Source organism: Candidatus Ulvibacter alkanivorans, from assembly GCF_003333325.1.
Classification (GTDB): domain Bacteria; phylum Bacteroidota; class Bacteroidia; order Flavobacteriales; family Flavobacteriaceae; genus Ulvibacter_A; species Ulvibacter_A alkanivorans.
Map to the genome: position 1 here is coordinate 1 of NZ_QOLC01000097.1, position 25,671 is coordinate 25,671.

The 25,671-nt window shown below is 40.5% G+C and carries 21 protein-coding genes; 10 read left to right on the plus strand and 11 right to left on the minus strand.

Annotated elements, in window-relative coordinates; translation table 11 throughout:
• Window positions 1–242: 242 nt before the first annotated feature.
• From DWA30_RS10565 to DWA30_RS10610, 10 genes are all read right to left on the minus strand, one after another.
• Complete coding sequence (locus DWA30_RS10565) at window positions 243–662, minus strand: DUF2752 domain-containing protein (RefSeq protein WP_114492511.1); 420 nt, start codon at window positions 660–662, stop codon at window positions 243–245.
• The gene (locus DWA30_RS10570) at window positions 646–939 is read right to left on the minus strand and encodes a CD225/dispanin family protein (protein WP_114492512.1); all 294 of its coding nucleotides are present in this window, start codon (window positions 937–939) and stop codon (window positions 646–648) included. The genes DWA30_RS10565 and DWA30_RS10570 overlap by 17 nt, the downstream gene beginning before the upstream one ends.
• Before the next feature lie 50 nt (window positions 940–989).
• Window positions 990–1,274, minus strand: coding sequence for a CD225/dispanin family protein (locus tag DWA30_RS10575; protein ID WP_114492513.1), 285 nt, complete (start codon window positions 1,272–1,274; stop codon window positions 990–992).
• Window positions 1,275–1,329: 55 nt separating this feature from the next.
• On the minus strand, window positions 1,330–1,890 hold the full coding sequence (locus DWA30_RS10580; protein ID WP_114492514.1) for a 5-formyltetrahydrofolate cyclo-ligase: 561 nt from the start codon (window positions 1,888–1,890) through the stop codon (window positions 1,330–1,332).
• On the minus strand, window positions 1,891–2,886 hold the full coding sequence (locus DWA30_RS10585) for a succinylglutamate desuccinylase/aspartoacylase family protein (RefSeq protein WP_114492515.1): 996 nt from the start codon (window positions 2,884–2,886) through the stop codon (window positions 1,891–1,893).
• A gap of 2 nt (window positions 2,887–2,888) precedes the next feature.
• Complete coding sequence (gene rimK / locus DWA30_RS10590; RefSeq protein ID WP_114492516.1) at window positions 2,889–3,761, minus strand: 30S ribosomal protein S6--L-glutamate ligase; 873 nt, start codon at window positions 3,759–3,761, stop codon at window positions 2,889–2,891.
• Window positions 3,758–4,183, minus strand: coding sequence for an ATP-dependent zinc protease family protein (locus DWA30_RS10595; protein WP_114492517.1), 426 nt, complete (start codon window positions 4,181–4,183; stop codon window positions 3,758–3,760). The genes rimK and DWA30_RS10595 overlap by 4 nt, the downstream gene beginning before the upstream one ends.
• An 88-nt stretch (window positions 4,184–4,271) precedes the next feature.
• On the minus strand, window positions 4,272–5,144 hold the full coding sequence (locus DWA30_RS10600) for an ATP-grasp domain-containing protein (protein WP_114492518.1): 873 nt from the start codon (window positions 5,142–5,144) through the stop codon (window positions 4,272–4,274).
• A 57-nt stretch (window positions 5,145–5,201) separates the two neighbouring features.
• Complete coding sequence (locus DWA30_RS10605) at window positions 5,202–7,424, minus strand: TonB-dependent receptor (protein WP_114492519.1); 2,223 nt, start codon at window positions 7,422–7,424, stop codon at window positions 5,202–5,204.
• Between the two features lie 65 nt (window positions 7,425–7,489).
• On the minus strand, window positions 7,490–7,903 hold the full coding sequence (locus DWA30_RS10610; protein WP_114492520.1) for a hypothetical protein: 414 nt from the start codon (window positions 7,901–7,903) through the stop codon (window positions 7,490–7,492).
• Window positions 7,904–8,036: 133 nt separating this feature from the next.
• Here DWA30_RS10610 and uvrC point away from each other — a divergent pair, with 133 nt between their 5' ends.
• From uvrC to DWA30_RS10655, 9 genes are all read left to right on the plus strand, one after another.
• A complete protein-coding gene (gene uvrC / locus DWA30_RS10615; RefSeq protein ID WP_114492531.1) occupies window positions 8,037–9,833 on the plus strand; it encodes an excinuclease ABC subunit UvrC in 1,797 nt (598 codons plus the stop codon).
• On the plus strand, window positions 9,830–12,070 hold the full coding sequence (locus DWA30_RS10620; protein WP_114492521.1) for a patatin-like phospholipase family protein: 2,241 nt from the start codon (window positions 9,830–9,832) through the stop codon (window positions 12,068–12,070). Before uvrC ends, DWA30_RS10620 begins: the two co-directional genes overlap by 4 nt.
• Window positions 12,071–12,129: 59 nt before the next feature.
• The gene (locus DWA30_RS10625) at window positions 12,130–13,290 is read left to right on the plus strand and encodes a homogentisate 1,2-dioxygenase (protein WP_114492522.1); all 1,161 of its coding nucleotides are present in this window, start codon (window positions 12,130–12,132) and stop codon (window positions 13,288–13,290) included.
• A 103-nt stretch (window positions 13,291–13,393) separates the two neighbouring features.
• Window positions 13,394–14,533 carry a 4-hydroxyphenylpyruvate dioxygenase gene (gene hppD / locus DWA30_RS10630; RefSeq protein WP_114492523.1) on the plus strand — a complete coding sequence of 380 codons (1,140 nt, stop codon included), beginning with the start codon at window positions 13,394–13,396 and terminating at the stop codon, window positions 14,531–14,533.
• 103 nt (window positions 14,534–14,636) lie between these two features.
• On the plus strand, window positions 14,637–15,410 hold the full coding sequence (locus tag DWA30_RS10635; protein WP_114492524.1) for a DUF3108 domain-containing protein: 774 nt from the start codon (window positions 14,637–14,639) through the stop codon (window positions 15,408–15,410).
• 8 nt (window positions 15,411–15,418) lie between these two features.
• A complete protein-coding gene (locus tag DWA30_RS10640; RefSeq protein ID WP_114492525.1) occupies window positions 15,419–16,375 on the plus strand; it encodes a tryptophan 2,3-dioxygenase family protein in 957 nt (318 codons plus the stop codon).
• A gap of 13 nt (window positions 16,376–16,388) precedes the next feature.
• Entirely contained in the window at window positions 16,389–17,612 is a 1,224-nt protein-coding gene (locus DWA30_RS10645; RefSeq protein WP_114492526.1) for a M23 family metallopeptidase, read from the plus strand.
• A 185-nt stretch (window positions 17,613–17,797) separates the two neighbouring features.
• Window positions 17,798–21,031 (plus strand): TonB-dependent receptor, encoded by a 3,234-nt coding sequence (locus tag DWA30_RS10650; protein WP_114492527.1) that lies wholly within the window; start codon window positions 17,798–17,800, stop codon window positions 21,029–21,031.
• Window positions 21,032–21,124: 93 nt separating this feature from the next.
• Window positions 21,125–21,568 carry a hypothetical protein gene (locus DWA30_RS10655; protein WP_114492528.1) on the plus strand — a complete coding sequence of 148 codons (444 nt, stop codon included), beginning with the start codon at window positions 21,125–21,127 and terminating at the stop codon, window positions 21,566–21,568.
• A 34-nt stretch (window positions 21,569–21,602) separates the two neighbouring features.
• Here DWA30_RS10655 and DWA30_RS10660 read toward each other — a convergent pair whose 3' ends face one another.
• The gene (locus tag DWA30_RS10660) at window positions 21,603–22,655 is read right to left on the minus strand and encodes an endonuclease/exonuclease/phosphatase family protein (protein ID WP_114492529.1); all 1,053 of its coding nucleotides are present in this window, start codon (window positions 22,653–22,655) and stop codon (window positions 21,603–21,605) included.
• Between the two features lie 132 nt (window positions 22,656–22,787).
• Here DWA30_RS10660 and DWA30_RS10665 point away from each other — a divergent pair, with 132 nt between their 5' ends.
• On the plus strand, window positions 22,788–25,583 hold the full coding sequence (locus DWA30_RS10665) for a carboxypeptidase-like regulatory domain-containing protein (protein WP_114492530.1): 2,796 nt from the start codon (window positions 22,788–22,790) through the stop codon (window positions 25,581–25,583).
• Window positions 25,584–25,671 lie beyond the last annotated feature (88 nt).

The window sequence follows — 25,671 nt, forward strand, 5'->3', positions numbered from 1 at the left end:
CGCAGTGTCGTCCATATGGCACTCTTTGGTGCGCAGGTCGACCCACCAACTGCCAAGTTCGGCGAGGCTGGCAATTTCTTCATAATCGAAATGAGAACTGCTCTTTCCGTTTAGCGCAACAGGCTTTTTCTGCTGTAAAAATATGTTACTTCGCTTCTGCGCAAGAAAATTCATTCAATTTGGTTTAGTGCCGAAATATAATAAAAATATTCTAAATGTAGGTAAATTCTTTCATTTAGAGCTTATTCCGTTGGTGCCAAGAGATTAAATGGATAGTAAGGGAGATTGCGTAAGACCCAGTAGAGGATCGCCAAACCAAAGTAACCAAAGATAAACCATTTCTTGTAAAAAAGTGCGATACGATATTGGGTGTTGTAGAGATAATTCCATAGACGTAAACCCAACGCATAAAGTATTAATGGTAAGGAAAGCACCATAAATGGATTAAGCCTAAAAGCCGCAATGACATTTAAATGTAGTAGTTGGTGTATGGCTCGTTGAGAACCACATCCCGGGCAGTGATATCCGGTAGCCAAACGCCAAGGACACGATAGAAAAATGGAACCTTGAGATGGGTTAAACTTGTAATAGACAACAAACAAGCCGGTTGCCGCGAGCAGTACAAGCGTTACTATAATGGGTTTCTTAAAAGTTGGAGACACCTTGAAAAAATAACATTAAGACGATAAACGCAAAGTAAACTACGAGAATTAGCGCAATACTCAATGCACTATAAATAGACCATTTTTTAGCATCTGCAGCTGCTTTTCTTGCGGCATCATAATGACCTTGATACCATAATTGATCTACTTTAGAAGATTTAATTATGGCAACAATTCCTAATGGAAGGCAACAGAGTACCGTGCTCAATATGGCCCACACAAGATGATTGTCTGGAGGTGGAGATTGGTTTGGGTTCATTTCGCAAATATACGACATAAAAAACCCCCCTTAACCAAGGTCGAGGGGGCTAGAAATTTTGTTTTATCTTAATATCCTGCGAATGCGCCGCCCATTCCAAGTACGACGACAAATATTAAATAAAGGATCCATAGTACTGCAGAGATCACAGCACCCCAGATAGAGTATTTTTTCGCATCGTCGGCAGCTTTTTGCGCTGCAGCGTGATTTCCTTGCAACCAAAGTTCTTTTACTTTGGTAGACTTGATTATGGCTACTATACCAAGTGGTAAACAGCACAAAACAGTACATAAAATTGCCCAAACCAAGTTATTGTCTGGCGGATTCCCCGCAGGGGTGTTCGTTGTTTCCATAATTATTTAATTGATTGGTTAATTGTTTATTACGAGTTAAATATACGTGTATTTTTTAAAACGAATATATTTTTTCGGGAGTAACACAATAATGCAATGGGATATCCGCATGTTCATGGGCAATGCTGTTTACAGCCTCGAAGAACGATAACCCAACAAAAACGCACTCGCTACTGCATTGTGCTAAGAACCGATCGTAGAATCCTTTCCCATATCCAATTCGATTTCCTTTTGTGTCATACCCTAATAACGGAACAAAAACGACTTCCAATTGCTTGGGCGCGATCTCAATGCCCGAAACAGGCTCCGGAATTCCATAGGCAGACGTACGAATTAGTGTATTCTCTTGTAATAACATATGTAGCATTTCCCCGGATTCAAAATCGGCAATGGGTACGACCACACTCTTGTCTCGACCTTGCAGAATATGAAGAAGAAACTCGGTATTGACTTCTTTCTTTTCTGAAATAGGCAAAAAAATATGATAATAGGTCTTATCCCAGATGGGAAGTTCGAGGGACCGATTGCTTATCTCCAAGCTTAGAGTATCGATCGCTTCTTCGGAAAGCGCCGCTCTTCGCTCTTTGAAATGTTTCCGAAGTTGATGCTTGTCCATTTAATGTTCTTTTTCTTCTTGATCAATGCTCGACTGAAGCGTTGAAATATGAAAGATCGCATCTCCCTGATGTACTATAGGCGCCTGATTCACATTGATAATATAACCCTCATTAGGTGAGAGGACCTTATGTCTCATGGTTCCAAAAGGGTCAGTAATCGTCGCCAAGAATTCTCCTTTTTTAACGTGTTTATTACAATCGATCTTCACATGTAATAATCCACTTTTTTGAGCACGGATCCAACGGCTCTTTTCGATGAGCACTGAGTTCGTAGTCGCCTTAGGAACGGTAAATTTTTTAGCAAGCATCTCCAAATGGTCTAGAAAACGCATGACTCCTTCTACACCATATTTTACGATATGTTTATTACCATCTAATGATTTACCACCTTCAAAAAGCAAACTAGGAATGCCCATGTTTTGGCAAGTACTGCGATAAGACTTGTCAATATTACTGCTAAAAACAGTAAATGGGGCATTAAAAACTTTGGCTAGTGCTAACAATTGAGGCTCGTTGGGAGTAATGCGAATTTGAGCCGCATTAAACCGACTAGCCCCTCCGGTGTGAAAATCTAAACAGAAATCGGCAAGTGGAAGAATTTCTTTGGTAAAATGGTAGGCCACTCGACTCGCTAAGGAGCCCGTCTTAGTTCCCGGGAATACACGATTGAGGTCGCGTCCATCGGGAAAGGAACGATCGGCATTTAAAAAACCGAAAATATTGAGAATAGGAATACAGATCACTGTTCCTCTTTGGGGCCTATTAATTTTCTTGGCAATGAGTTGACGTACGATCTCAACCCCATTTATTTCATCGCCATGAATTCCGGCAGTCATTAGTACCGTGGGTCCCGGTGTAAGGGCACGCGATACGATAATGGGTATTTCTACCTTGGTTGCCGTATATAATTTGGCAATGCTAAAATCGATGGTCTTGCTCTCGCCCAGACCAACTCTTTTACCCAAAATGATTAGATCACCGTCTTGATGCGCCATTCTTATACATTTCGTTCGATATACTTTATAATACTCGTCGCGATATCCTTACCTGTTGCTTTTTCAATCCCTTCTAGACCGGGAGAAGAATTAACTTCTAAAATTAACGGTCCGCGCGACGATTGTAACATGTCTACACCGGCTATACCAAGTCCCATGGCTTTGGCAGCTTTTAATGCAGCTACCTCTTCTTCATCGCTCAATTCGATGATCGAGGCATTACCCCCTCGGTGAAGATTCGATCTAAATTCTCCTTCTTTTCCTTGGCGTTTCATTGCGCCCACCACATGACCGTCTACTACAAAAGCGCGAATGTCGGCTCCACCGGCTTCCTTTATAAATTCTTGTACGATAACACGCGCTTGAAGATTGTTAAATGCTTCGATCACCGATTCGGCGGCTTTTCTTGTTTCGGCCAAAATAACCCCAATACCTTGAGTGCCTTCCAATAATTTTATGATAACCGGAGCCCCTCCTGCTTGCGCAACTATCTCTTCCACATTTTTAGAATAATTGGTAAAGATGGTCTTGGGTAAGCCTAATCCGGCACGCGACAATACTTGCAAACTTCTAAGTTTATCACGAGAGCGCACTAAGGCTTGAGACTCGGTGGTGGTAAACACGCGCATCATTTCGAATTGCCGTACCACAGCCGTACCATAAAAGGTAACCGACGCACCGATCCTTGGGATCACAGCATCTGTGTGCTCTAATTTTTTACCTTTATAGATGATCCAAGGATTCTTTTTTTCGATCACAATATCACACTTAGTATGGTTAATGATCTCGATGTTGTGCTTTCTCTTTTTAGCAGCTTCAACGATACGCTGTGTACTGTACAAATTAGGATTAGCAGAAAGGATTTTTATATTCATTTCTTCATTTTAAGTTTATAGGAGAGATTTACCTTATTAATATCTACCACAAATCGCTTCGTTAGGAATTTACGCCCTAGCAGCACGGGATATTTCATCTCTTCTCGATCGCTAAGGGTTAAAAATATAGGATAGGTCTTACCAAAAAGTATTATTTCTGTTACTATACGATAGCGGGCTTGTGCCACTCCGTTACTGCTTTTTACGACTTTTACGTCGTACGTGTCGAAAACGATCTCCCTCTTATGATAATCGGGATGTGCTTCATCCAAAAAGTTACACTTTAAATAATTGTCTTCTACTTTTACATTTTGACAATGAATGGTTGAAGTAAAAGCGCCGGTATCTATTTTAACATCTACATTTTCTAAGTTAAGTAAGGGGAAATCTGCTTTATCGATTCGTCCAATATTTCGCTTCAAATTTTTCTTTTTTTAGTCTATAGGCAAGATACTAAAATGTTGCCGTAATCTATAACTTAGTGTTTACTTCGGAAAGAGTTGTACTGCATTAACGCTTATTTCGCTCAATGTACCCAATAATACTTTTGGAAATATTCCTGCCGGTGGTGGTTTCGATACCTTCTAGCCCAGGAGTAGAATTGATCTCCAGCACCAAGGGTCCTCGATCAGACTGAAGGATATCAACTCCGCAAACACCAAGACGAAGTGCTTTTGCAGCTCGTAACGCAACCCGTTCTTCTTCAAAAGATAGGCTGATAGCCTCTGCGGTACCGCCGCGATGCAAATTCGACCTAAAATCACCTGTTTTGCATTTGCGTTTCATGGCGGCCACGACCACACCATCGATCACAATGGCTCTTATGTCGGTGCCTTTGGATTCTGCGATGAATTCTTGAAGTACGAATTGCAATCCGGCTGTATGCATGGTTTCAATCGTGGCTAGTGCATTTTGACGCGACTCTGCAAGTATAACGCCTTGTCCGTGGGTGCCTTGCAACAGTTTAATGATTATTGGATTGTTTCCGAAGCTATCTAACTGTGCTTCCAACTGAGCCATACTGGCAAAAATTGTTTTTGGAACAGGAACAGCTGCTTGCGACAAGATTTGAAAGCAAGTCCATTTGTCTCTTGATTGCAATATTGCTTCCGAAGTAACCACCGGAAATACGTTAATTAATTCAAATTGCCGAACCAAAGAAGCGCCAAAATACGTATTTGACGCTCCAATTCTCGGGATTACGGCATGAAGATCGTTTACTTCTTCATTATGATATAGGATACTAGCTTTTCCATGCGCCACGCTCAATTGAAAATACGTAGGATCTAAGACTTCCATATTGTGATTGCGAGCTTCGCCTGCCTTGATCAAGCTCCTGGTCGAGTAAAGGCTCTCACCACGGGAAAGTATGGCAATGTTCATATTCGATGGTTAATGAACGCAAGGTAGCAAAAAAGTTAGTGGTTCAAATTACATCGGTTAAAAAGATAATGTTGCCTTTCCTCGTATAAAAAAAGGGGTTCCGGGTGTAAAATGAATTTCCTCTACCGGCTGTGGTTCATCGAACAAACGACTCTCGGTGGCGAATTGGGTTTCATTCCATTCGATATCGAAGAGGTTTTCAACAATTACACTTAGCATTAGGTTATTTATTCTATAGTTCACCGATGCATCTGTCACAACATATCCATCGGCCTCTATGCTATAGTCTTCATTTGCCGGGCGATCTTTTATATAACGATAATTGATGCCTCCGCTAAAATTTCCGAGATCGTCAAATGAAATTCCTCCGGTACTTGTTAGCGAGGGAGCCAACGGAATATAATCTTGTCCGTTTGGTGCTTCGGTACTTCGGGCATAGGTATAATTGATGTCTCCGTAAACATACATCCAATCTGCAAGTTCGTATCGCAATCCGAAGTCTGCTCCCAAGCGTCTTGTCTTTCCACTCGGTTCGACAATAGCGGCATCTCCTACATATACAAATTCCTGCTCTAGAAATAATGTCCAAAGCGCAGCATTCACAATAAAACGATCGGTCAATTTATAAATACCACCAAGGTCGGCACCAATGGCCGCGGGCAAGACAGTATTGCCATTAGCTTCCACAACCACCCGAGTATCATTGGAGTGAAAGCCAACTCCGGTTTTTAAGAACCATTGGAGTTGTTGGTTTGGACTGTATGTAATATTGAACTTTGGACTCACGAACAACTTCGATTCACTTTTATTATCATACGTTTCTGTGAGTTTATTTTCATAATCGAACTTAAAATAATCTAAACGGACACTGGGGTTAAGGGTAATCTTTCCGAGGTCAAACTTTGTATTTAAAAAGCCATAGAAGTTTGTCTGATCTATATTTCCTAGCGCCAGACGCTCTAAGATCTGATCTCGATTTTTGGTACGAGAAAGCTCCACATCGTTCACATCGTCATAACGAACTCCAATTCCGCCTGAATACTCAAAACCGAATGTGTCGGGGTCCAGGCGCTCAGTGTATACCGTTTGAAAGCCCATTAAATTTCTATCCTCTCGTTGGACAATTTGATCGCCGTTTATAGGATCTTCCAAAAAGAATGTAAAGTTGGAGAACAATTCGAAATCGTAGTGCGTATAGAAAGCATGGGACTCAATTTTTGTTGCTTCGGAAAGCATTTTCGAATGATTCACCAAAATATTGGTCCTGCTAGTGTTACCACCTTCGGTATCATCTATGGCGCCAAAACGCGAAATGAGGCCTGAATCTACTGCGCGCTGGGGAATCTGCCCTGAAGCATCCCACTTGCTTTGGAAACGGGAAGCGGTGAAGGAAACTTTCTCATCCTTAGACGTTCTGTGCGTATATTTTCCCATAATATTGAAACGGTTGAAGTTTTGAGGGGAAATAAATGGACCATCGAAAGTGTTTATCGAACCGGCAAGATAGGCGTCATTCTTATCTGAATTGATCAAATTGAACAACCCCACCATTCGCAATGAATTAAAATCACCGTAACTTACTGAAACACTACTATTCTCTAAAGACTCTTTGGTGTGAAACCCAACGTAACCGGCCGTGGTAAAATCGCCTTTATCTGCATAATAAGGGCCCTTGCCAAAATCTATCTTCCCAACAGTTTCAGGTATTAGAAAATGAAGATCACTGTAACCTTGGCCATGTGCGTGTGATACCATATTTACAGGCATGCCGTCTACGGTTAAACTAATATCGGTTCCATGGTCGATATCAAATCCGCGTAAAAAGATCTGCTCGGCCTTCCCGCCACCGGCGTGCTGCCCAATAAAGAGTCCGGGCACTTTCTGAAGGATCTCTTGTGTGTTCTTAACAGGGTTGTTTTCCAGGTCGATATCAATGATCTTATTCAATGAATTAATTTCGGGGGTAAGAACGATTTGTTGTAGTGAAACGGTACTTTCTACCAAGGTAACTACAGCTTGTTCAGAAAAATTCTCAGGTGTTACCGAGTAGGTTGTTGGGGTGTATCCAATATGTGAAATAAAAAGTTGATCGCCAGCGGTAGCATTTCGCAACCGGAACTGGCCGGCTGCATTGGTAAATGCGTGTTCGCCGCTTGTGTTGTTTAGAACCGTTGCGTTCTCTAACGGAAGGTTCTCGGGATTTACTATAGTTCCTTCAAGTACTTGGGTATTTCCAAATACACAATAACATAGTAGCCCCCATAGGAGTATGCTTTTCATAAATAATATTTTGAAATTAAAAACTAAGGTTCAACCACCTAAATGGCTAAACAAAAATTGAACTGTTATGAAAAAACATGTTTGGGAGGTGGTGGAACGAGGTCCAAAAAAACACGGTAGGTTTCCGAAGTAAAATAAAATAGATGAGGAGTCTTAAACTGTTTTTGCTCTTCTTTTTGTTCGTAGGGAGTGAATAAGTGTTTGTCTATTGCGAGTTCTTGCACTAACATCGTAGAATCTGACGAGGCATTGTCTAATTGAAATAATGTGGAAAAAAAGGAGATGTACTTGTGCTCACGGCTGTGCGTAGTGTTGGAATCATGATGATGGTGCGATTGGGCGCTGTGGCTCGAAATGGCATGTGAGATACGATGAATACCGTTCAACAAGGGTTCATGAAGCGGAGCGATACTATACAGGACCACCACTAGGATCATGGAAGTCTTTTTGAGAAGTAATAATGTCTTTGCTGATCGCATACTGTACATTGTCACATAAGGTACGCAATATGGGTAGGGATAGTTTTATTTCGCAATTCGTTTAACCCATTTTTAACAGTATTTGGTCATTGAAGCCACAGGAAAAAATAAAATTGCTACTATCTTTGAATGTATGGCAGAAGCATCGGTCGCATTACAAATTTCTACCCTCCCCGAATCTCCGGGGGTATATCAATACTATGATTCAAATGGGAAGCTGCTCTATGTGGGTAAGGCCATCAACTTAAAAAAACGGGTGAATTCTTATTTCACCAAACAGCATGACAATGCTAGAACGAGATTGCTGGTAAAAAAAATTAGAGATATAAAACATATAGTAGTCGCCACGGAAACCGATGCGCTATTATTAGAAAATAATCTAATTAAAAAATACCAACCACGGTATAATGTCATGCTAAAAGATGATAAATCCTATCCGTGGATCTGTATTAAGAACGAACGATTTCCACGTGTGTTTCCCACACGAAGATTGATCAAGGATGGTTCCGAATATTTTGGACCATACACCAGCATGAAGACTGTACATACCTTGCTTGATCTAATAAAAGAACTTTATCCGTTGCGAACTTGTAACTACGACTTGGCAGAAGAAAAGATACAAGCCGGGAAGTATAAGGTGTGTTTAGAATACCATTTAGGGAATTGTGCAGGACCCTGTGAGGCGCATTTTTCCGAAGCAGCCTATAACGAGAACATTGAAGCGATTAGGAATATTGTAAAAGGTAACTTTAAGGATTCGTTGTCACGCTTCAAGAAACAAATGAAGCAGTACGCCAAAGATCTTAAGTTTGAAGATGCCCAACGTGTGAAGGAAAAGATCGATGTCCTAGAGAACTACCAATCGAAATCGACTGTAGTAAATCCGAAGATCAATAATGTTGACGTTTTTACCATTATTAGTGATGAGAGTTATGGGTATGTAAATTTTTTGCAGTTATCCTTTGGTGCGATCATTAGGTCGCATACCTTAGAAATAAAAAAGAAATTGGATGAGACTGACGTCGAATTGTTACAACTAGCCGTAATCGAATTGAGACAACGATTCAATTCCCAATCTAAGGAGATCTATGTGCCCTTTAAGATTTCAGCCGAGGAAGGCATAAAGGTTCATATTCCTAAGGTAGGGGACAAGAAACATTTATTAGATCTTTCGGAACGAAATGCCAAGTATTATCGAATGGAGCGTTTTAAACAAGCGAAGATCGTAGACCCCGACCGGCATGAAAAGCGAATAATGGCGCAAATGAAAAAAGACTTGCGTCTTTCCGAAGAGCCGAGGCATATAGAATGTTTTGACAATAGTAATATTCAAGGGACCCATCCCGTGGCGGCATGTGTGGTTTTCAAAAATGGAAAACCAAGTAAAAAGGACTATCGTAAATTCAACATAAAAACCGTAGAAGGACCGGATGATTTTGCAAGCATGGAGGAGGTGGTATATCGCCGCTATAAAAGATTAAAGGAAGAAGGGCAACCTTTACCACAGTTAATCATCATAGATGGAGGAAAGGGTCAGTTATCATCGGCATTAAAAAGTTTAGATCAACTAGGGTTACGCGGAAAGATAGCCATTATCGGGATCGCGAAACGACTGGAAGAACTGTTCTATCCGGACGACCCAATTCCGTTGTATTTGGATAAAAAATCGGAGACCTTAAAAATTATTCAACAATTGCGTAACGAAGCACACCGTTTTGGTATTACCTTTCATCGCGACAAACGAAGCAAGGATGCGTTGAATACTGCGTTGGAAACTATACCTGGGATTGGAGAAAAAACAGTCGTAGAGCTATTGCGGCATTTTAAAAGCACCAAGCGTATTGCCAACGCTACGTTCGATGAATTAGCAAAGATCGTAGGGGCCAGCAGGGCAAAAAAGATCGTAATGCACTTTCAAAAGACAGAATGAAACGACTAAACCTTATACTATTTTTACTGTTTTCAGTAATTACTTTTGCACAAGATGTCGCTAAAGAAGACCTTAAAGTTGGGTTAGTACTAAGTGGCGGAGGAGCGAAAGGGTTGGCGCATATAGGTGCGTTAAAGGTCATTGAAGATAGCGGGGTTCGTATCGACTATATTGGTGGCACAAGTATGGGCGCCATTATTGGAGCGCTTTATGCTTCGGGGTATTCGGCACACCAATTGGATTCCATTTTTCAACGATTAGATTTTAACACTCTTATTCAGGATGACATTCCGAGGAGTGCAAAAACATTTTACGAGAAAAGTGAATCGGAGAAATATGCCCTCACCTTGCCATTCGATAATTTTCAAGTTGGATTTCCTTCAGGCTTGTCCAAGGGTCAAAATGTCTATAACCTATTATCAAAACTAACCGCACATGTGAGTGATGTGAACGATTTTAGTAAACTGCCCATTCCTTTTTTCTGTGTTGCGACCAATGTAGAAACTGGTGAGGCAGTGATATTAGAAAACGGGTACTTGCCACGAGCGATTACAGCCAGTGGTGCATTACCCTCGTTGTTTAGTCCAATTACCATTAATGATGTAGTAATGGTCGATGGTGGTGTGGTAAATAATTATCCTATCGATGAGGTTAAGGCACGTGGCGCAGACATCATTATTGGTGTAGATGTACAAGATTCTTTACGAGCTAGGGAGGACCTAAACTCTGCCTTTGACGTGTTGGTACAAATCAATAATTATCGAACTATCCGTGATATGGTCGGTAAGCGTAAAAAGACAGATGTATATATTAATCCGAATATAGAAGACTTTTCGGTAGTATCTTTTGATGAAGGTAAAAAGATCATAGAATCGGGAGAGACCGAAGCCAATGCCATGCGCGATCAATTGGAAGCGATCGCTGCGAGACAACAGCTCAAAGACAAGAAAGAAATTGCATTTTATACACAAAACGATTTTGTGGTTCGAGATATAGAGATCATTGGGAATGAAAACTACACCCGTTCCTATATTTTAGGAAAATTAAAATTGCAGACAGGGCGTAAAGTTTCGTATAAATTTTTTAATCAAGGAGTAAATAACTTATCGGCTACAGGTAATTTTCAGGATATCAATTATCGTTTTAAAGAGCATGAGGACGGTAGTTACACCATCGTTTTTGATGTAAAAGAAAGCAAAACGAGAACTCTTTTACGTCTGGGAGCACACTATGACGACCTTTTTCGAACAGCGGGTCTAATTAATGTAACGCGAAAACGCTTGCTTACTAATAACGACATTGCTTCTCTCGATTTAATCGTTGGAGACAATATTCGATATAACTTCAATTATTACATAGACAAAGGCTTTTATTGGAGTGTTGGGTTTAATTCTAGATTTACTTTTTTTGATAAGGATGTCCCCATCGATTTTATTACTCCCGAGATTTCTTCTTCGGAATCTACCCAAAATCAATTGAATAAGATCGAATTACAATACAACGATCTTACCAATAGAATATATGTGGAGACCTTATTCCGAAGGACATTCTTGTTGGGTATGGGAGTTGAACATAAATGGCTTCGTTATCTTTCTGAAACCATTGGCATAGACGAAAATGACGTGCCGCGAACCGTGTTCGAGAACACCGATTATTACAGCACCTACGGATATTTGGTATACGATACTTTCGATTCTAAGTTCTTCCCAAATAAAGGAGTCTTCTTTGAAGGGGACTTTCATTTATATCTCTTTGCCGAGGGTCAAAATGAAGATTTCGACCAATTCTCTATTGCAAAAGCAAAAGCGAGTTACGCTACCTCGTTTCTGGATAAATTTTCAACTGTTATTAGTACCGAAGGAGGGTTTAAGATTGGAAATGATGCGACACGATCCCTCGATTTCTTTGTAGGAGGTTATGGATATCAGCCAATTAATAATATCATACCATTTTATGGAGTCGAAGCATTAAGTCTGCGTGGAGATACGTATTTAAAATCAACCCTTACTGTAGATTATGAATTCTTTAAAAAGAACCACATTAATCTGTCGGCCAATATAGCCAACGTTGGTGATGACCTTTTTGAAAATGGAGGCTGGATCGATGGGGTGGACTACAGTGGGTATGCCATTGGCTATGGATTGGAAACATTTCTTGGTCCGGTCCAAGTAAAATATTCCTATTCGCCGGAGTTGAATTCCTACGAATGGTTTGTAAGTGCAGGGTTTAGGTTTTAGCATTCCCTTAAAAGAATACCCGCTTTTTTTTTACGATATTTGTATAAAACTTATACGTTATGCCATTTTACCATTCGCTAGGAAAGATCCCTCCTAAACGACATACTCAATTTAGAAAACCAGACGGTAGTTTATACGCTGAACAGTTGTTTGGAACTATTGGTTTTGATGGGATGTACAGCAACTCGTATCATGAGCATAGACCTACTCAGGTTAAAGCAATAAAAAAGCAATACAGTGTCGCCCCAAAAATTGCGAAAGCAAACAATATACAGTCCTATCGATTTAGAGGTTTTCAAGTGGCGGCCGAAGATGATTATCTGGAAAGTAGAAAACCAGTATTGACCAATAGTGATTGTACCATAATTTTAGCCGCTCCAAAAGAATCGCAAACCGATTATTTTTACAAAAATACCGATGCCGATGAGTTGATCTTCGTACACAAAGGGACCGGCACCTTGCGAACGCATTTGGGCAATTTAGATTTTAAATATGGCGATTATCTTCTTGTTCCTCGTGGTATCATTTATAAAATGGACTTCGATGACACAGACAATCGATTGTTTATTGTGGAGTCTAGACGCCCTATTTATACACCAAAACGCTACCGAAATTGGTTTGGACAACTGCTAGAACACGCACCGTTTTGTGAACGTGATATTAGAAAACCGCAACAGTTGGAAACACACAATGAGGAAGGGGAGTTTTTGATCAAGATCAAAAAGCAGGATGAAATTATCGAAATGGTATACGCCACTCACCCTTTTGACGTAGTGGGGTACGACGGGTATAATTATCCGTATGCTTTTTCAATTCACGATTTTGAGCCGATTACTGGACGAATTCATCAACCACCACCGGTGCATCAAACCTTCGAAACCGATGCTTTTGTGGTGTGTAGTTTTGTTCCTCGGAAGTATGACTATCACCCATTAAGCATTCCGGCTCCGTACAATCATAGTAATATAGACAGCGATGAAGTGCTTTATTACGTAGATGGAGATTTTATGAGTCGAAACGATATTGATGCAGGGCATATTTCGCTGCACCCTGCGGGAATCCCGCACGGACCTCACCCCGGAGCAACCGAACGAAGTATTGGAAAGACCGATACCGACGAATTGGCTGTTATGGTAGACACTTTTAAACCGCTTCAGGTAACCGAAGAAGCCATGAAAATAGCCGACGAATCTTATTATAAATCATGGCTGCCAGAATGATACAAAGAATCGATATAACACCTCATTTACGAGCTATGTGGTAATTATTTGTTATTTAATTCCGAAGAAAATTCAATAAATAACAAACAACAAAACTAATATTATGTCAACAGATACAACATCACAACAATTGAAAAAAGTAGTTCCGCAAGCAGAAGATTTTCTGCCATTGTTAGGAACCGATTTCGTAGAACTCTACGTAGGAAACGCCAAGCAGGCCGCGTTCTATTACCAACAAGCATGGGGCTTCCAGCCGGTAGCTTACAGTGGCTTAGAAACTGGAAGAAAAGACAGTGTTTCTTATGTGTTACAACAAGGAAAAATTAGATTGGTGCTCACCTCTGCTTTACAACCGGAAGGGGATATAAATAGGCATATAAGTCAGCATGGTGATGGCGTAAAGGTGGTAGCGCTTTGGGTAGACGATGCCACCAAGAGCTTTGAAGAAACCACGAAGCGCGGTGCAGAACCGTATATGGAACCTACTACTCGAGAAGACGAACACGGTAAAGTAGTGCTTTCCGGAATTCACACCTATGGTGAAACGGTACATGTATTCGTAGAGCGCTCCCAATACGATGGTCCGTTCTTGCCGGGCTATAAGAAACTAGAAAAGAAGTTTCAGACCGAACCTGTTGGATTAAAATATATTGACCATATGGTGGGAAATGTTGGGTGGAACGAAATGAACAAATGGTGCGAGTTCTACGCAAAAGTGATGGGCTTTGCACAATTGGTGTCTTTTGATGATAAAGATATTTCTACCGAATATACCGCCTTAATGAGCAAGGTAATGAGTAATGGTAACGGGCGAATAAAGTTCCCAATTAATGAACCAGCAGAAGGTCGAAAAAAATCTCAGATTGAAGAGTATATCGATTTTTACAATGGCGCGGGGGTACAACACATTGCGGTAGCAACCGATAACATTATTGAAACAGTAACACAACTTCGCGATCGCGGGGTAGAATTCTTGTACGTTCCAGAAGTATACTACGACACCGTCTTAGATCGTGTTGGAGAGATCGATGAGGACCTGGCACCTTTAAAAGAATTAGGAATTTTGATAGACCGTGATGACGAAGGATATTTGCTGCAAATTTTTACGAAACCGGTACTAGATCGACCCACTATGTTCTTTGAGATTATTCAAAGAAAAGGAGCGCAATCGTTTGGAAAAGGTAATTTTAAGGCACTTTTTGAAGCGATAGAACGCGAACAGGAATCCAGAGGAACCTTATAAGAAAAAAGCCGTAACAAACTAAGAACTCCTTCGTCTAAAATGAAGGGGTTTTTATTTTGGAACAGTAGTTGTAATTATCACTTCGGAAGAATCCCGAAATCTTATGAAACAGTTAGTCACACTTATACTTTGTATCACATTTAGTACTGTGCTCTTGGCACAAGAAAAGGCCTATGAAGGCGGTGAGTGGTTTAAATTTAGGGTACACTACGGTTTTGTAACGGCCGGGTATGCTACACTCGAAGTTGACGATACGATACTGAATGGGAAACCTGTTCATCATATAAAAGGTATTGGAAAGACTACCGGGATTTCAAGAGTGTTCTTTGCTGTAGATGACGATTACCAATCGTATGTAGATAAAGAAAAAGATATACCGTATCGATTTATTCGGAAAATAGATGAAGGAGGTTATACGAAAGACATCCAAATCGATTTTGATCACAGCACCCGGATCGCCAAGGTCAATAATAAAAAGCACGATAAAATAGATGTCGTTTCTTTTCCGAAGAATGCGCAAGACATGGTGTCGGCATTCTATTACATGCGAAACAATTTGGATACAAGCGATCTAAAAGAAGGGGACACCTTCGATCTTAATATGTTCTTTGATAAAGAAAACTTTAAATTCCGCCTTAAATTTTTGGGTAGGGAAACCTTAAAAACTAACTTTGGAAAAGTTCCTTGTTTAAAATTTCGACCTTATGTGGAGGCAGGAAGAGTGTTTAAAGAAAAAGAAAGCCTTACGGTTTGGGTCACCGACGACGGTAACCGCATGCCAATCCTGATCAAGGCCGATCTAGCGGTGGGTTCGTTAAAGGCCAGCTTAACCGAATTTAAGGGACTCAAACATTCGTTTCGAATTATCGTAGACTAACAACCACCATGGAAATAGACGAAAAAACGGCGAAGCAGATCGCCCAGCTTTCAGAAAAATTTAAAAACTCGGGGCAAGACCTCAACTCGTATCTCGACGGATTGCTACATGATCGCTATCTAACGTATTGGGATTATATCCATTTAGATACTTTATTAAGTCTTCAATTAACGAGAACTCATTTTCCCGACGAGACCATTTTTATAACGTATCATCAAATTACAGAACTGTATTTTAAACTTATAATTCATGAGATAAAGCAGGTGATCGATGATAAATTGCAGCAGGCTGATTTCTTCAGAAAAAAAATGGAGCGAGTAAATCGCTATTTTAGAATTTTGATCGATTCGTTCGATGTGATGATCATGGGAATGGATAGAGAACAATTCTTACAATTTAGAATGTCCCTTTTGCCTGCCAGCGGATTTCAATCGGCTCAATTTAGAATGATCGAATTGTATTGCACGCCAATGAACCATTTGGTGCATCCAAAGGAACGCGATTCGTTTTCCGAAGAGAACAGTATCGAAGATCTATTCGAAAACCTCTACTGGAAACGAGGTGGTATCGATTTGGAAACCAAGGAAAAGACCCTGACCTTAAAGCAGTTCGAATACCGTTATACACCTCGATTTATTAGAACCGCAAAAGAGGTAAAGGGTAATACATTGTACCACAAGTACTTGCAGATGCCCGATAAAGAGAAAAATAATAAGCATTTAATAAAAGAATTACGAAAACTTGACGTTAACGTTAATGTAAATTGGTTGTTAATGCACATGGGTGCAGCGCACCGATATTTGAACAAAGAAAAAGGGAAAGAGATTTCGGCTACGGGGGGAACCAATTGGAAACAATTTTTACCACCAAGCTTTCAAAAAGTCCATTTTTTTCCCAATCTTTGGACCGAAATTGAAAAAGAGAATTGGGGTCGCGAATGGGTGACCCATACATTTAATACTTAAAACCTACGACAGATTGAAGAAAATACTTCTATTATGTATTTCGGTGGTTTGCTTGTATAGCTGCGACTCCGAAAAGGATGATTTTACTGATGAGATAGAAGCGATCGAGGAAGCCCCCCTCATTCAAGAATACGGCTACAACTTAAACGACTTTAATGTAATTCGTGATACGATTCGACCCGGAGATACCTTTGGTGCCATTCTAGATGCTAATGGTGTTTCGAATCAGAAAATTCTAGAAGTAGCCTCTAAATTTAGAGATAGTTTCGATGTACGCCGAATCGTGGTTGGTAAACCGTATGTGCTTTTAAACTCCAAGGACTCAATCAACAGGACACAAGTCTTTATATACGAAAAGACCAAAACGAATTTTGCCGTGATCGATTTTCGGGATACGATCAATGTATATTTAGACAGCAAGCCTATTCGTTATGAAGAGCGAATTGCTTCCGGGATCATTACTAGTTCCCTTTCTGAAACTATGGCCGAACGTAATTTAAGTCCGTACATGACAGACCGTTTAGCACTTATTTATGCATGGACCGTTAATTTCTTTCATCTACAAGCAGGGGATCGTTTTAAGGTAGTGTACACCGAAAAATTTATTAACGATACAATACCAGCAGGGTTGCACGAAATTAAAGCGGCCTATTTTGAGCATAGAGGAAAACCGCTTTATTCATTTAATTTTGAATCTGATTCTATTAATCGAGTCACCGATTTTTACGATGAGAATGCGAATAATCTACGTAGAGCCTTCTTAAAAGCGCCTGTAAAATTTAGTCGAATTTCATCTCGGTATAATTTGAAACGCCGTATCAAGTATTACGGTTATAAACTACGACCTCATAAAGGTACCGACTTTGCAGCGCCTATTGGCACACCTATTCTCGCCACTGCAGATGGCACGGTGAGCAAGTCGGAGCGACGTGGAGGAAACGGAAATTATGTTAAGATTCGACACAACAGCACGTACGAAACCCAATATCTACATATGCAAAAGCGCAATGTGCGCGTAGGGGAATTCGTGCGACAAGGCGATGTGATCGGTTGGGTTGGAATGACCGGAAATACCGGTGGCCCTCATGTTTGTTATCGTTTTTGGAAAAATGGTAAGCAAGTCGACCCTTTTAAACAAGACCTTCCCTTATCGAAACCATTGGCTGAAGAATATCATGATCGATATTTCGAGTATATGCGTCCGTTAAAAGAGAAATTGGACTGTATAAGCTATTAATGATTTCTTAAAGCAACTGTTAATAACCTTGTTATTAAAAGTGTAGCTGAAAATCAATAGGTTACAAAATTCCCTGTACATTTATTAGTAGAGAAATTCTTATCAATTTCTTAACCTTTCTTGGCTAAGAAACTGATGATTTAAGCTATTTTTGCAAAAAATATTAATAATCAAATTTCTATCTAATGAAAAAACTATTACTACTGCTTTTTTTAATTGTGGGAATAGGAGCTGGTTTTGCACAGGGTGTGACAACTTCTTCTATCAATGGTAAGGTCACCGATGCAGCCGGAACGCCCTTATCTGGAGCGAACATTGTTGCCCTTCATAATCCTTCGGGAACCAAGTATGGGGCAATAACAGATTTTGATGGTTATTTCCGTATCGTAAACATGCGAGTGGGAGGACCTTACACTATTACGATCACGTATGTTGGATACGAAGAGATCGTGAAGAATGATATTTACTTACAATTGGGTGATTCCGAAGAGATCGATGTGATCATGACAGAGTCGGCCAGTGAGTTAGAGGAAGTAGTGATTACCGCTACTCGAGGAGGCGTTTTTGATTCCGGAAATACCGGAGCAGAAACCAATGTCTCCACGCGTGAGATCAACGCATTACCATCGGTTGGCCGTGGTATAGGTGATTTTGTGCGTAAGACTCCGCAGGCACTTGTGGCCGAGTCGGGCGCGATCTCTTTAGCCGGTCAAAACAACCGTTACAACTCTATCTACTTAGATGGAACTGTAAACAACGATGTATTTGGATTGGCCGCTTCAGGAACTAACGGTGGACAAACAGGTGTGAACCCGTTGTCTATTGATGCTGTTGAATCTTTTCAGATCAACTTATCGCCTTTCGATGTTAGACAATCGGGATTCTCGGGCGGAGCGATCAATGCAATTACCCGTTCGGGAACAAATACCACGCAAGGATCGGCGTATTACTACTTTAGAAACCAGGATCTTGCCGGAAAAACTCCGGGAGCCATCGAATTAGGAGATGGTGAATCGCGTGAGAAGTTAGAAGACTTTACGGCTAAATTGTATGGAGCACGTCTTGGTGGTGCGCTCGTAAAAGATAAATTGTTCTACTTTATTAATTACGAACGACAGGATGAAGAAACGCCACAGCCTTTTAATGCAGGTGAATACGATGGTGACTCTTCAGTTGCAGAGATCAATGCACTTCGTCAAGGGTTGATCGACACGTATGGTTATGATCCGGGTGATTTTGCAAACAATACATCTTCACTTACAAGTGATAAACTTACAGCGCGTATCGACTGGAATATAAATGCAGAGAACTCTATTACAGCTAAGCACAACTATGTGAAAGCGGAACAAGTATCTCCAAATTCTAGTAGTTCTAGAGCGATTAACTTCTTTAATCGAGGTGTGTTTTTCCCTTCTACCACAAACTCTTCTACCTTAGAGTGGAATACGACTAATGGTGGGAATTTGGCAAACAATCTTATCATTGGATACACAACGGTCACCGACGACAGAGATCCATTAGGGAGTCCGTTCCCGGCGGTAACTATTAGAGATGGAAGTGGAACTATTCGTTTTGGATCAGAACCATTCTCTACAGCGAACTTGTTAGAGCAAGATGTATTTACAGTTACCAATAACTTTTCGATTTTCTCCGGGGTACACAATATAACCTTGGGTGGAAACTTTGAATATACCGATGTGAAGAATGTATTCTTCGGACAGAACTTTGGTGATTACACTTTCGATTCTCTTGCAGACTTTAATACCTATCTTGACGGAATTCCCGGAAATGAGGTTGCTTCCGATGACTTCTTCTACAACTACTCTTTAATTGGTGGTAACGGAGATGACAGTGAAGGAGCTGCAGAATTCAATTATTCTCAACTTGGTTTTTACGTTCAGGATGAGATCGACTTTACAGATGATCTTAAGATCACACTTGGATTGCGAGTAGATGTTCCTTTCTTCGAAGATGGAACTGTGAATGAAGATTTCAACACGAGAACAATACCGTTGTTGGAGTCCTTCGGAAAAGACCTTCAAGGAGCAGAAGTAGGGAAACCAATAGAAAGTAGTTTACACCTTTCACCTCGTGTAGGGTTTAACTGGGATGTTAACGGACAGAAGCAGACGCAAATTCGTGGGGGACTTGGAATATTTACTTCAAGAATTCCATTGGTATGGCCAGGAGGAACGTACAGTAATAACGGTGTAACACAAGGATTTGCTGCAAACTTCCTTCTTCCGGAAGACCAGTTCTTTAATCCTGATGTAACCGACCAGACCTTTATCGCTGCTCCCGGTAGTGGAGCCGTAGGAGGAAATGTAGATTTGTTCGCACCCGATTTCAAGTTGCCACAAACTATGAAATATAACATCGCGATCGATCAGAAATTACCGTTCTGGGGATTAGTTGCCTCTGCAGACTTCTTATACAATGACGTAATTACAAATGTATTTTATGAGAACTTAAACATTCGTCCTGCAGTAGGTACATTAAACGGTGCAGACAACCGTCCGTTCTACAACGATAGTAACCCGATCGATGATACCTACGGAAGAATTATCTTAGGTTCGAACACTGGATTAGGATTTTCGTACAACGCGACATTCACATTAACGAAGCCTTTCTCGAATGGTTTCTCAGGACAGATCGCGTATACGTATGGTGAAGGTGAATATGTTTTTGAAGGAACTTCTTCTCAAAACAGTTCACAGTGGAGAAACTTGGTTACAGTAAATGGTAAGAATGCCAACCCAAGAGCAACCAACTCTCAATTTGCTACCGGACACCGTGTGTCTGCCAATTCATTGTATGAGATCGATTGGAACGATAATTTTAAAACCACTTTTGGATTATTCTACAATGGTCAAGAAGGTTCTCCTTACAGCTTTATTTACAATGAAGGTCGCGACTTGTTGAACGATGATTCACGTGATAACGCCTTGATCTATGTTCCATTAAATCAGAGTGAAATCACTTTGGTTCCATTAGAAAAAGACGGTGTTGTTATTAGCCCGGAAGAGCAGTGGCAAGCACTTAATGCGTTTATCGAAGGAAACGATTACTTGAGTTCACGTAGAGGAAAATATGCTGAGGTGAACGGAGATCGTGGACCTTGGAGTCATATTATCGACCTAAAGTTTTTACAAGATATCGCGCTTAATATTGGAAACAATGAACATGCGTTCCAAGTTTCATTAGATATTTTCAACTTCACCAACTTATTGAACAAGGATTGGGGTGTAAGAGAATTTATCCCAAGAGAAGTAGGCCTGTTAACAACTGAATCTGGTGGACCAGATCCAGAGTTCACTTTCGACCCTGCTTTCTTAGATGGTATCGAAGAAGTAGATGATAGTGGAATACAATCATCACGTTGGCAAATGCAGGTTGGGGTTCGTTACTTCTTCAACTAATAGCTTTCCGCTAATAATTTTAACCGCCTCGTTTTTACGAGGCGGTTTTTTTATGTCAATAATTGCTACCTTTGATATTCTAAAAACAAAATTATGTACGAGGTAATTCAAATTATACATTCTTACTGGGCCTATTTGGTCTTATTCATTGTAGTGATTGCGACCATAAATGCAATTGCAGGATATTCGGGTAATAAGGAATACGGTCCAAAAGATTTTCGTTTGGCCTTGTTCGCGCTTATTGTAACCCACATACAATTCTTAATAGGGTTGGTTCTGTATTTTGTCTCTCCTTTCGGATTGCAAAATATTACCAACAATGGTATGGGTGAGATCATGAAAGACAGCTTGATGCGTCTTTATGCGGTAGAACACCCGTTGATTATGATAATAACGGTAATTGTAATTACAATAGGATATTCTAAGCATAAAAAGAAATTGGTCTCTAAACCTAAGTTCAAAATGCTTGCTATATTTTACACCATAGCGTTGGTGCTAATGCTAAGTAGAATACCTTGGACGCAATGGTTCAATTAATAAAAAAAGCCACTCAAAACTGAGTGGCTTTTTTTTATTCGGTTTCCTTAATAAGGAGGAGATATACCGGAAAATGGTCACTGTACCCACCGGTAAAGCCGCCATCGGCAAAACTTCGGTAGGGATAACCCTCATACCGACCTCGTGGATTCGCCAGATACGTCTTGTTGTAAATTCCCGCTTTGTAAAATCGGTAGGAAGAATAATCTTTTTTTAATAATTCCGAAGAAATGATCATTTGATCGAAAAGATTCCATCCGTCGCGCCACGCCAGCGTCCCAATACCTTTTTTGAAGAACGATTCCATAGGATTGTATAGCTCCTTGATCTTCACATCCTCTCGGTCTTCTTTTGCGTTTAAGTATTCTTTGACACTCGGACTCGTGGGATCATCGTTGAAGTCACCCATGGTAATGATCTTGGCATAGGGATCTTCGCTAAACAATGAATCGATGATTTGCTTATTCAACTTGGCAGCCTTAATTCTTTTTGGACGACTTCGTGCTTCCCCACCACTACGCGACGGCCAGTGGTTAACTATTACGTGTATCTTATCACCGTCGAGCATACCTGTCACTACCAATTGATCTCTTGTATAAATTCTTTTAGTAGGATCGTTGTCATCGTAGATTAGCAATGGAACTGCTTTCGTATGTGTTGGCGTGAACAAGCCTTTTTGGTATAACAGTGCAACATCGATTCCCCGTCGATCCGGCGAATCATACTGTACAATTCCGTAATCACTATCGATCAAGGCGTCCTGATTTACTAGATCTTCAAGCACGCGACGATTTTCAGATTCACATACACCAACAAGGGCCGGAGCTGTTCCTGTAACGTCACGACCAATTTCAGAAATAACTTGAGCCATGTTCTTTAGTTTGGCCTCATAAATTTCTTTGGTCCATCGATCCTTACCCTCCGGTGTTCTGTCATCATCGAAAGTGATAGGATCATCTTCGTAATCGAAGAGGTTTTCTAGGTTATAGAACGCGACAGTATTTACTTTATAAGTCTTTTCTTGTTGTGCGAATAGGATACTTGCCGAACATACAAAACAGGCAAATAAATAATGGGTAAGCTTCATTCTCTTTTAAATATTAAGTTTCCGTAAAATCATTTACAAATGGCGCGCCAAAAGTAGCTATTTCATTTAAAAAATGTAGCTTTGCAGCCGTTTAATAACATTTTTTTAATTTCAATAACAATAAATTTCAGAATGAAAAAATTCATTTTTACTTTTTGCTTTAGCTTACTAGGGACACTCGCAATGTTCGCTCAAGAAGCTATCGTAAAAGGAAGGGTGGTTGATACCAATTCGAGTGAGGTCATTCCCGATGTGGATGTTCGTATACAAGGAAGTATTTACAGTACGATGACCAACGCCCAAGGATTGTTCAACTTATCTGGAACCGAATTACCACAAGGAGAACAGGTCTTGGTGGTTAGCAAGAGTGGATATGTGACACAGCGTATTCCAATTACAGTGCAAAATGGAAGTACCATCAATTTGGACCCTCTATTATTAGAGATCGATCTTTCGGAGGTAGAGGCACAAATAGGAATTATTAGTCTTTCCGATAACGAGTTAGATCAAGATGAAGGAACTTCTTTTAATATCTCCGGATTGCTTCAGGCGTCGCGAGATGTGTTTTTAAATGCCGCAGCATTCGATTTTAGTGCTACGTTCTTTCGCCCAAGAGGTTTAGATAATGCCAATGGGAAAGTACTTATTAACGGTATAGAAATGAACAAACAATTTACCGGTCGTCCACAATGGGGTATCTGGGGAGGATTAAACGATGCACAACGAAATCGTGAATTTTCTATGGGCCTCACCGCAAACGATTACACGTTTGGTGACGTTGCAGGTACGACCAACATTATCATGCGGGCATCGCAATATCGCCAAGGTGGGCGTGTGTCGTATGCAGCTGCTAACAGAAGCTATGAAGGCCGTGTTATGGGATCGTATAATAGCGGATTAACGAAAAACGGGTGGGCCTATTCTGTTTTAGCCTCGCGACGTTTTGGACAAGAGGGCTTTAAAGATGGAACCTTTTACGATGCCAACTCGTTCTTTGCTTCCGTAGAAAAAAAGATAAACGAAGACCATAGCTTAAACCTATCGGCTTTTTATACCCCTAATCGTAGAGGCCGTGCCACTGCCATCACTACCGAAGTAAAAGACCTTAAAGGAATTCGATATAATCCAAATTGGGGATACCAAGATGGGGATATTCGCAGCAGTCGTGTTCGAGATATCGAGGAACCGGTAATCTTGCTTAACCACTACTGGAATATTAGTGAGAATACACGTTTAAATACCAATATTGGGTATCAATTCGGAAAATTAGGAGATACACGTTTAGATTACGGTGGAAACAGAAACCCTGCTGGAAACTATTACCAGCGTTTGCCTAGTTACTTCTTGCGATTCGATAATCCTACACCGGTAGATTATCAAAACGCCTATTTGGCAGAACAAGAATTTATCAACGATGGCCAATTGGATTGGGCCTCTTTCTACGAAGCCAACCGAATTACAGGAAACTCCACCTATAGCCTTCAGGAAGACAGAAGAGATGATACACAGTTAACGGTAAATACCATCTTGAATACTCGTATTTCTCAAAATATAGAACTTTCCGGAAACATAAATTACCGAAACCTAACAACCGAGAACTTTGCAGAACTAAAAGATCTATTAGGTGGTAACGGATACTTAGACGTAGATAATTTTGGAGATGGCGGAATTGAAGCAAACAGCGATTTGCAAAACCCGAATCGTATCGTTCAAGAAGGAGAACGTTATAAGTATAATTACGATATTAATGCCGATGTAATCTCCGGATTTGCACAGGCCGAATTTAAGTATAGTATTGTAGATTTCTACTTAGGAGCACATGCTTCTCAAACCAGTTACCAGCGAACAGGATTGTACCAAAACGGATACTTCCCGGAAGAGGGACGTTCGTTAGGTGATAGTGAGGAGATCGATTTTACAAACTTTGGAGCCAAAGGGGGACTTACTTATAAGGTGACAGGTAGACACTTGATCGACTTTAATGCCGGCTACCTTACCAAAGCACCAAATATTCGAAATTCGTTTGCAAACGCAAGACAAAATAATGATATCGTTGAAAACTTGACCGAAGAAAAGGTTACGTCTGCCGATTTGAGCTATATTTATCGCTCACCTATCGTAAAGGCGCGATTAACAGGTTTCTACACCGGGTTTGAAGATCAGACCGATATTGGATTCTTCTTTACACAAAACGCATTAGGGAATGATGATAACAACGCTTTTGTACAGGAGATCGTAACCGGGATCGATACCCGCAATGCAGGTGTCGAGTTTGGTATTGAAGCGCAAGTACTACCTACTTTAAAATTAAAAGCGGCAGCTTCAGTAGGACAATATATCTATACCAACAACCCTAACTTATATCTTGCAGGTGATGATTTCGATGATGTCAATACGCCAAACTTAGAAGGAAATGACATCTTCCGAAGAGGAATACGTGAAGTATCACTAGAAAACTACCACGTTGCAGGAGGACCGGAACAAGCATATCAACTTGGATTCGAATATCGCGACCCGGATTTCTGGTGGGTTGGCGTAACTTCGAACTACTTCTCTAATGCCTATGTAGATGTAAGTAACTTACGAAGAACATCCGATTTCTACACCGATTTCGACGGTGTTCCATTTGTAGAATATAATGAAGAAACGGCAAGAGAGCTTTTACAACAAGAACAACTTGATGACTATATGCTCGTAAATATTGTGGGAGGTAAATCTTGGAAGATCAAAGACTACTACCTAGGTTTCTTTGCAACCATTAATAATGTGCTAGACCAAGAATATAGAACCGGCGGATTCGAAGATTCACGTCGCGCCAGCTACCGTCAACAAGTAGAAGAGCAAAGACGCGATACCCCATTGTTCGGGAATCGTTATTTCTTCGGAAACGGAACCACTTATTACGTAAATGTTTACGTACGATTTTAATAAAACTGAAAAGAAAAATAATAATATAACATATCATGAAAACGATTAATTTTTATAAACTATGCACACTACTACTCGCTTTAGTAGT

Excerpts from the sequence above, each read along its gene's own strand:
- DWA30_RS10570 (WP_114492512.1), bottom strand. The coding sequence starts at position 939 with ATGTCGTATATTTGCGAAATGAACCCAAACCAATCTCCACCTCCAGAC.
- DWA30_RS10625 (WP_114492522.1), top strand. The coding sequence starts at position 12,130 with ATGCCATTTTACCATTCGCTAGGAAAGATCCCTCCTAAACGACATACT.
- DWA30_RS10605 (WP_114492519.1), bottom strand. The coding sequence starts at position 7,424 with ATGAAAAGCATACTCCTATGGGGGCTACTATGTTATTGTGTATTTGGA.
- DWA30_RS10575 (WP_114492513.1), bottom strand. The coding sequence starts at position 1,274 with ATGGAAACAACGAACACCCCTGCGGGGAATCCGCCAGACAATAACTTG.
- uvrC (WP_114492531.1), top strand. The coding sequence starts at position 8,037 with ATGGCAGAAGCATCGGTCGCATTACAAATTTCTACCCTCCCCGAATCT.
- DWA30_RS10660 (WP_114492529.1), bottom strand. The coding sequence starts at position 22,655 with ATGAAGCTTACCCATTATTTATTTGCCTGTTTTGTATGTTCGGCAAGT.
- DWA30_RS10655 (WP_114492528.1), top strand. The coding sequence starts at position 21,125 with ATGTACGAGGTAATTCAAATTATACATTCTTACTGGGCCTATTTGGTC.
- DWA30_RS10640 (WP_114492525.1), top strand. The coding sequence starts at position 15,419 with ATGGAAATAGACGAAAAAACGGCGAAGCAGATCGCCCAGCTTTCAGAA.
- rimK (WP_114492516.1), bottom strand. The coding sequence starts at position 3,761 with ATGAATATAAAAATCCTTTCTGCTAATCCTAATTTGTACAGTACACAG.
- DWA30_RS10610 (WP_114492520.1), bottom strand. The coding sequence starts at position 7,903 with ATGCGATCAGCAAAGACATTATTACTTCTCAAAAAGACTTCCATGATC.
- DWA30_RS10650 (WP_114492527.1), top strand. The coding sequence starts at position 17,798 with ATGAAAAAACTATTACTACTGCTTTTTTTAATTGTGGGAATAGGAGCT.
- hppD (WP_114492523.1), top strand. The coding sequence starts at position 13,394 with ATGTCAACAGATACAACATCACAACAATTGAAAAAAGTAGTTCCGCAA.
- DWA30_RS10585 (WP_114492515.1), bottom strand. The coding sequence starts at position 2,886 with ATGGCGCATCAAGACGGTGATCTAATCATTTTGGGTAAAAGAGTTGGT.
- DWA30_RS10580 (WP_114492514.1), bottom strand. The coding sequence starts at position 1,890 with ATGGACAAGCATCAACTTCGGAAACATTTCAAAGAGCGAAGAGCGGCG.
- DWA30_RS10620 (WP_114492521.1), top strand. The coding sequence starts at position 9,830 with ATGAAACGACTAAACCTTATACTATTTTTACTGTTTTCAGTAATTACT.
- DWA30_RS10665 (WP_114492530.1), top strand. The coding sequence starts at position 22,788 with ATGAAAAAATTCATTTTTACTTTTTGCTTTAGCTTACTAGGGACACTC.
- DWA30_RS10635 (WP_114492524.1), top strand. The coding sequence starts at position 14,637 with ATGAAACAGTTAGTCACACTTATACTTTGTATCACATTTAGTACTGTG.
- DWA30_RS10600 (WP_114492518.1), bottom strand. The coding sequence starts at position 5,144 with ATGAACATTGCCATACTTTCCCGTGGTGAGAGCCTTTACTCGACCAGG.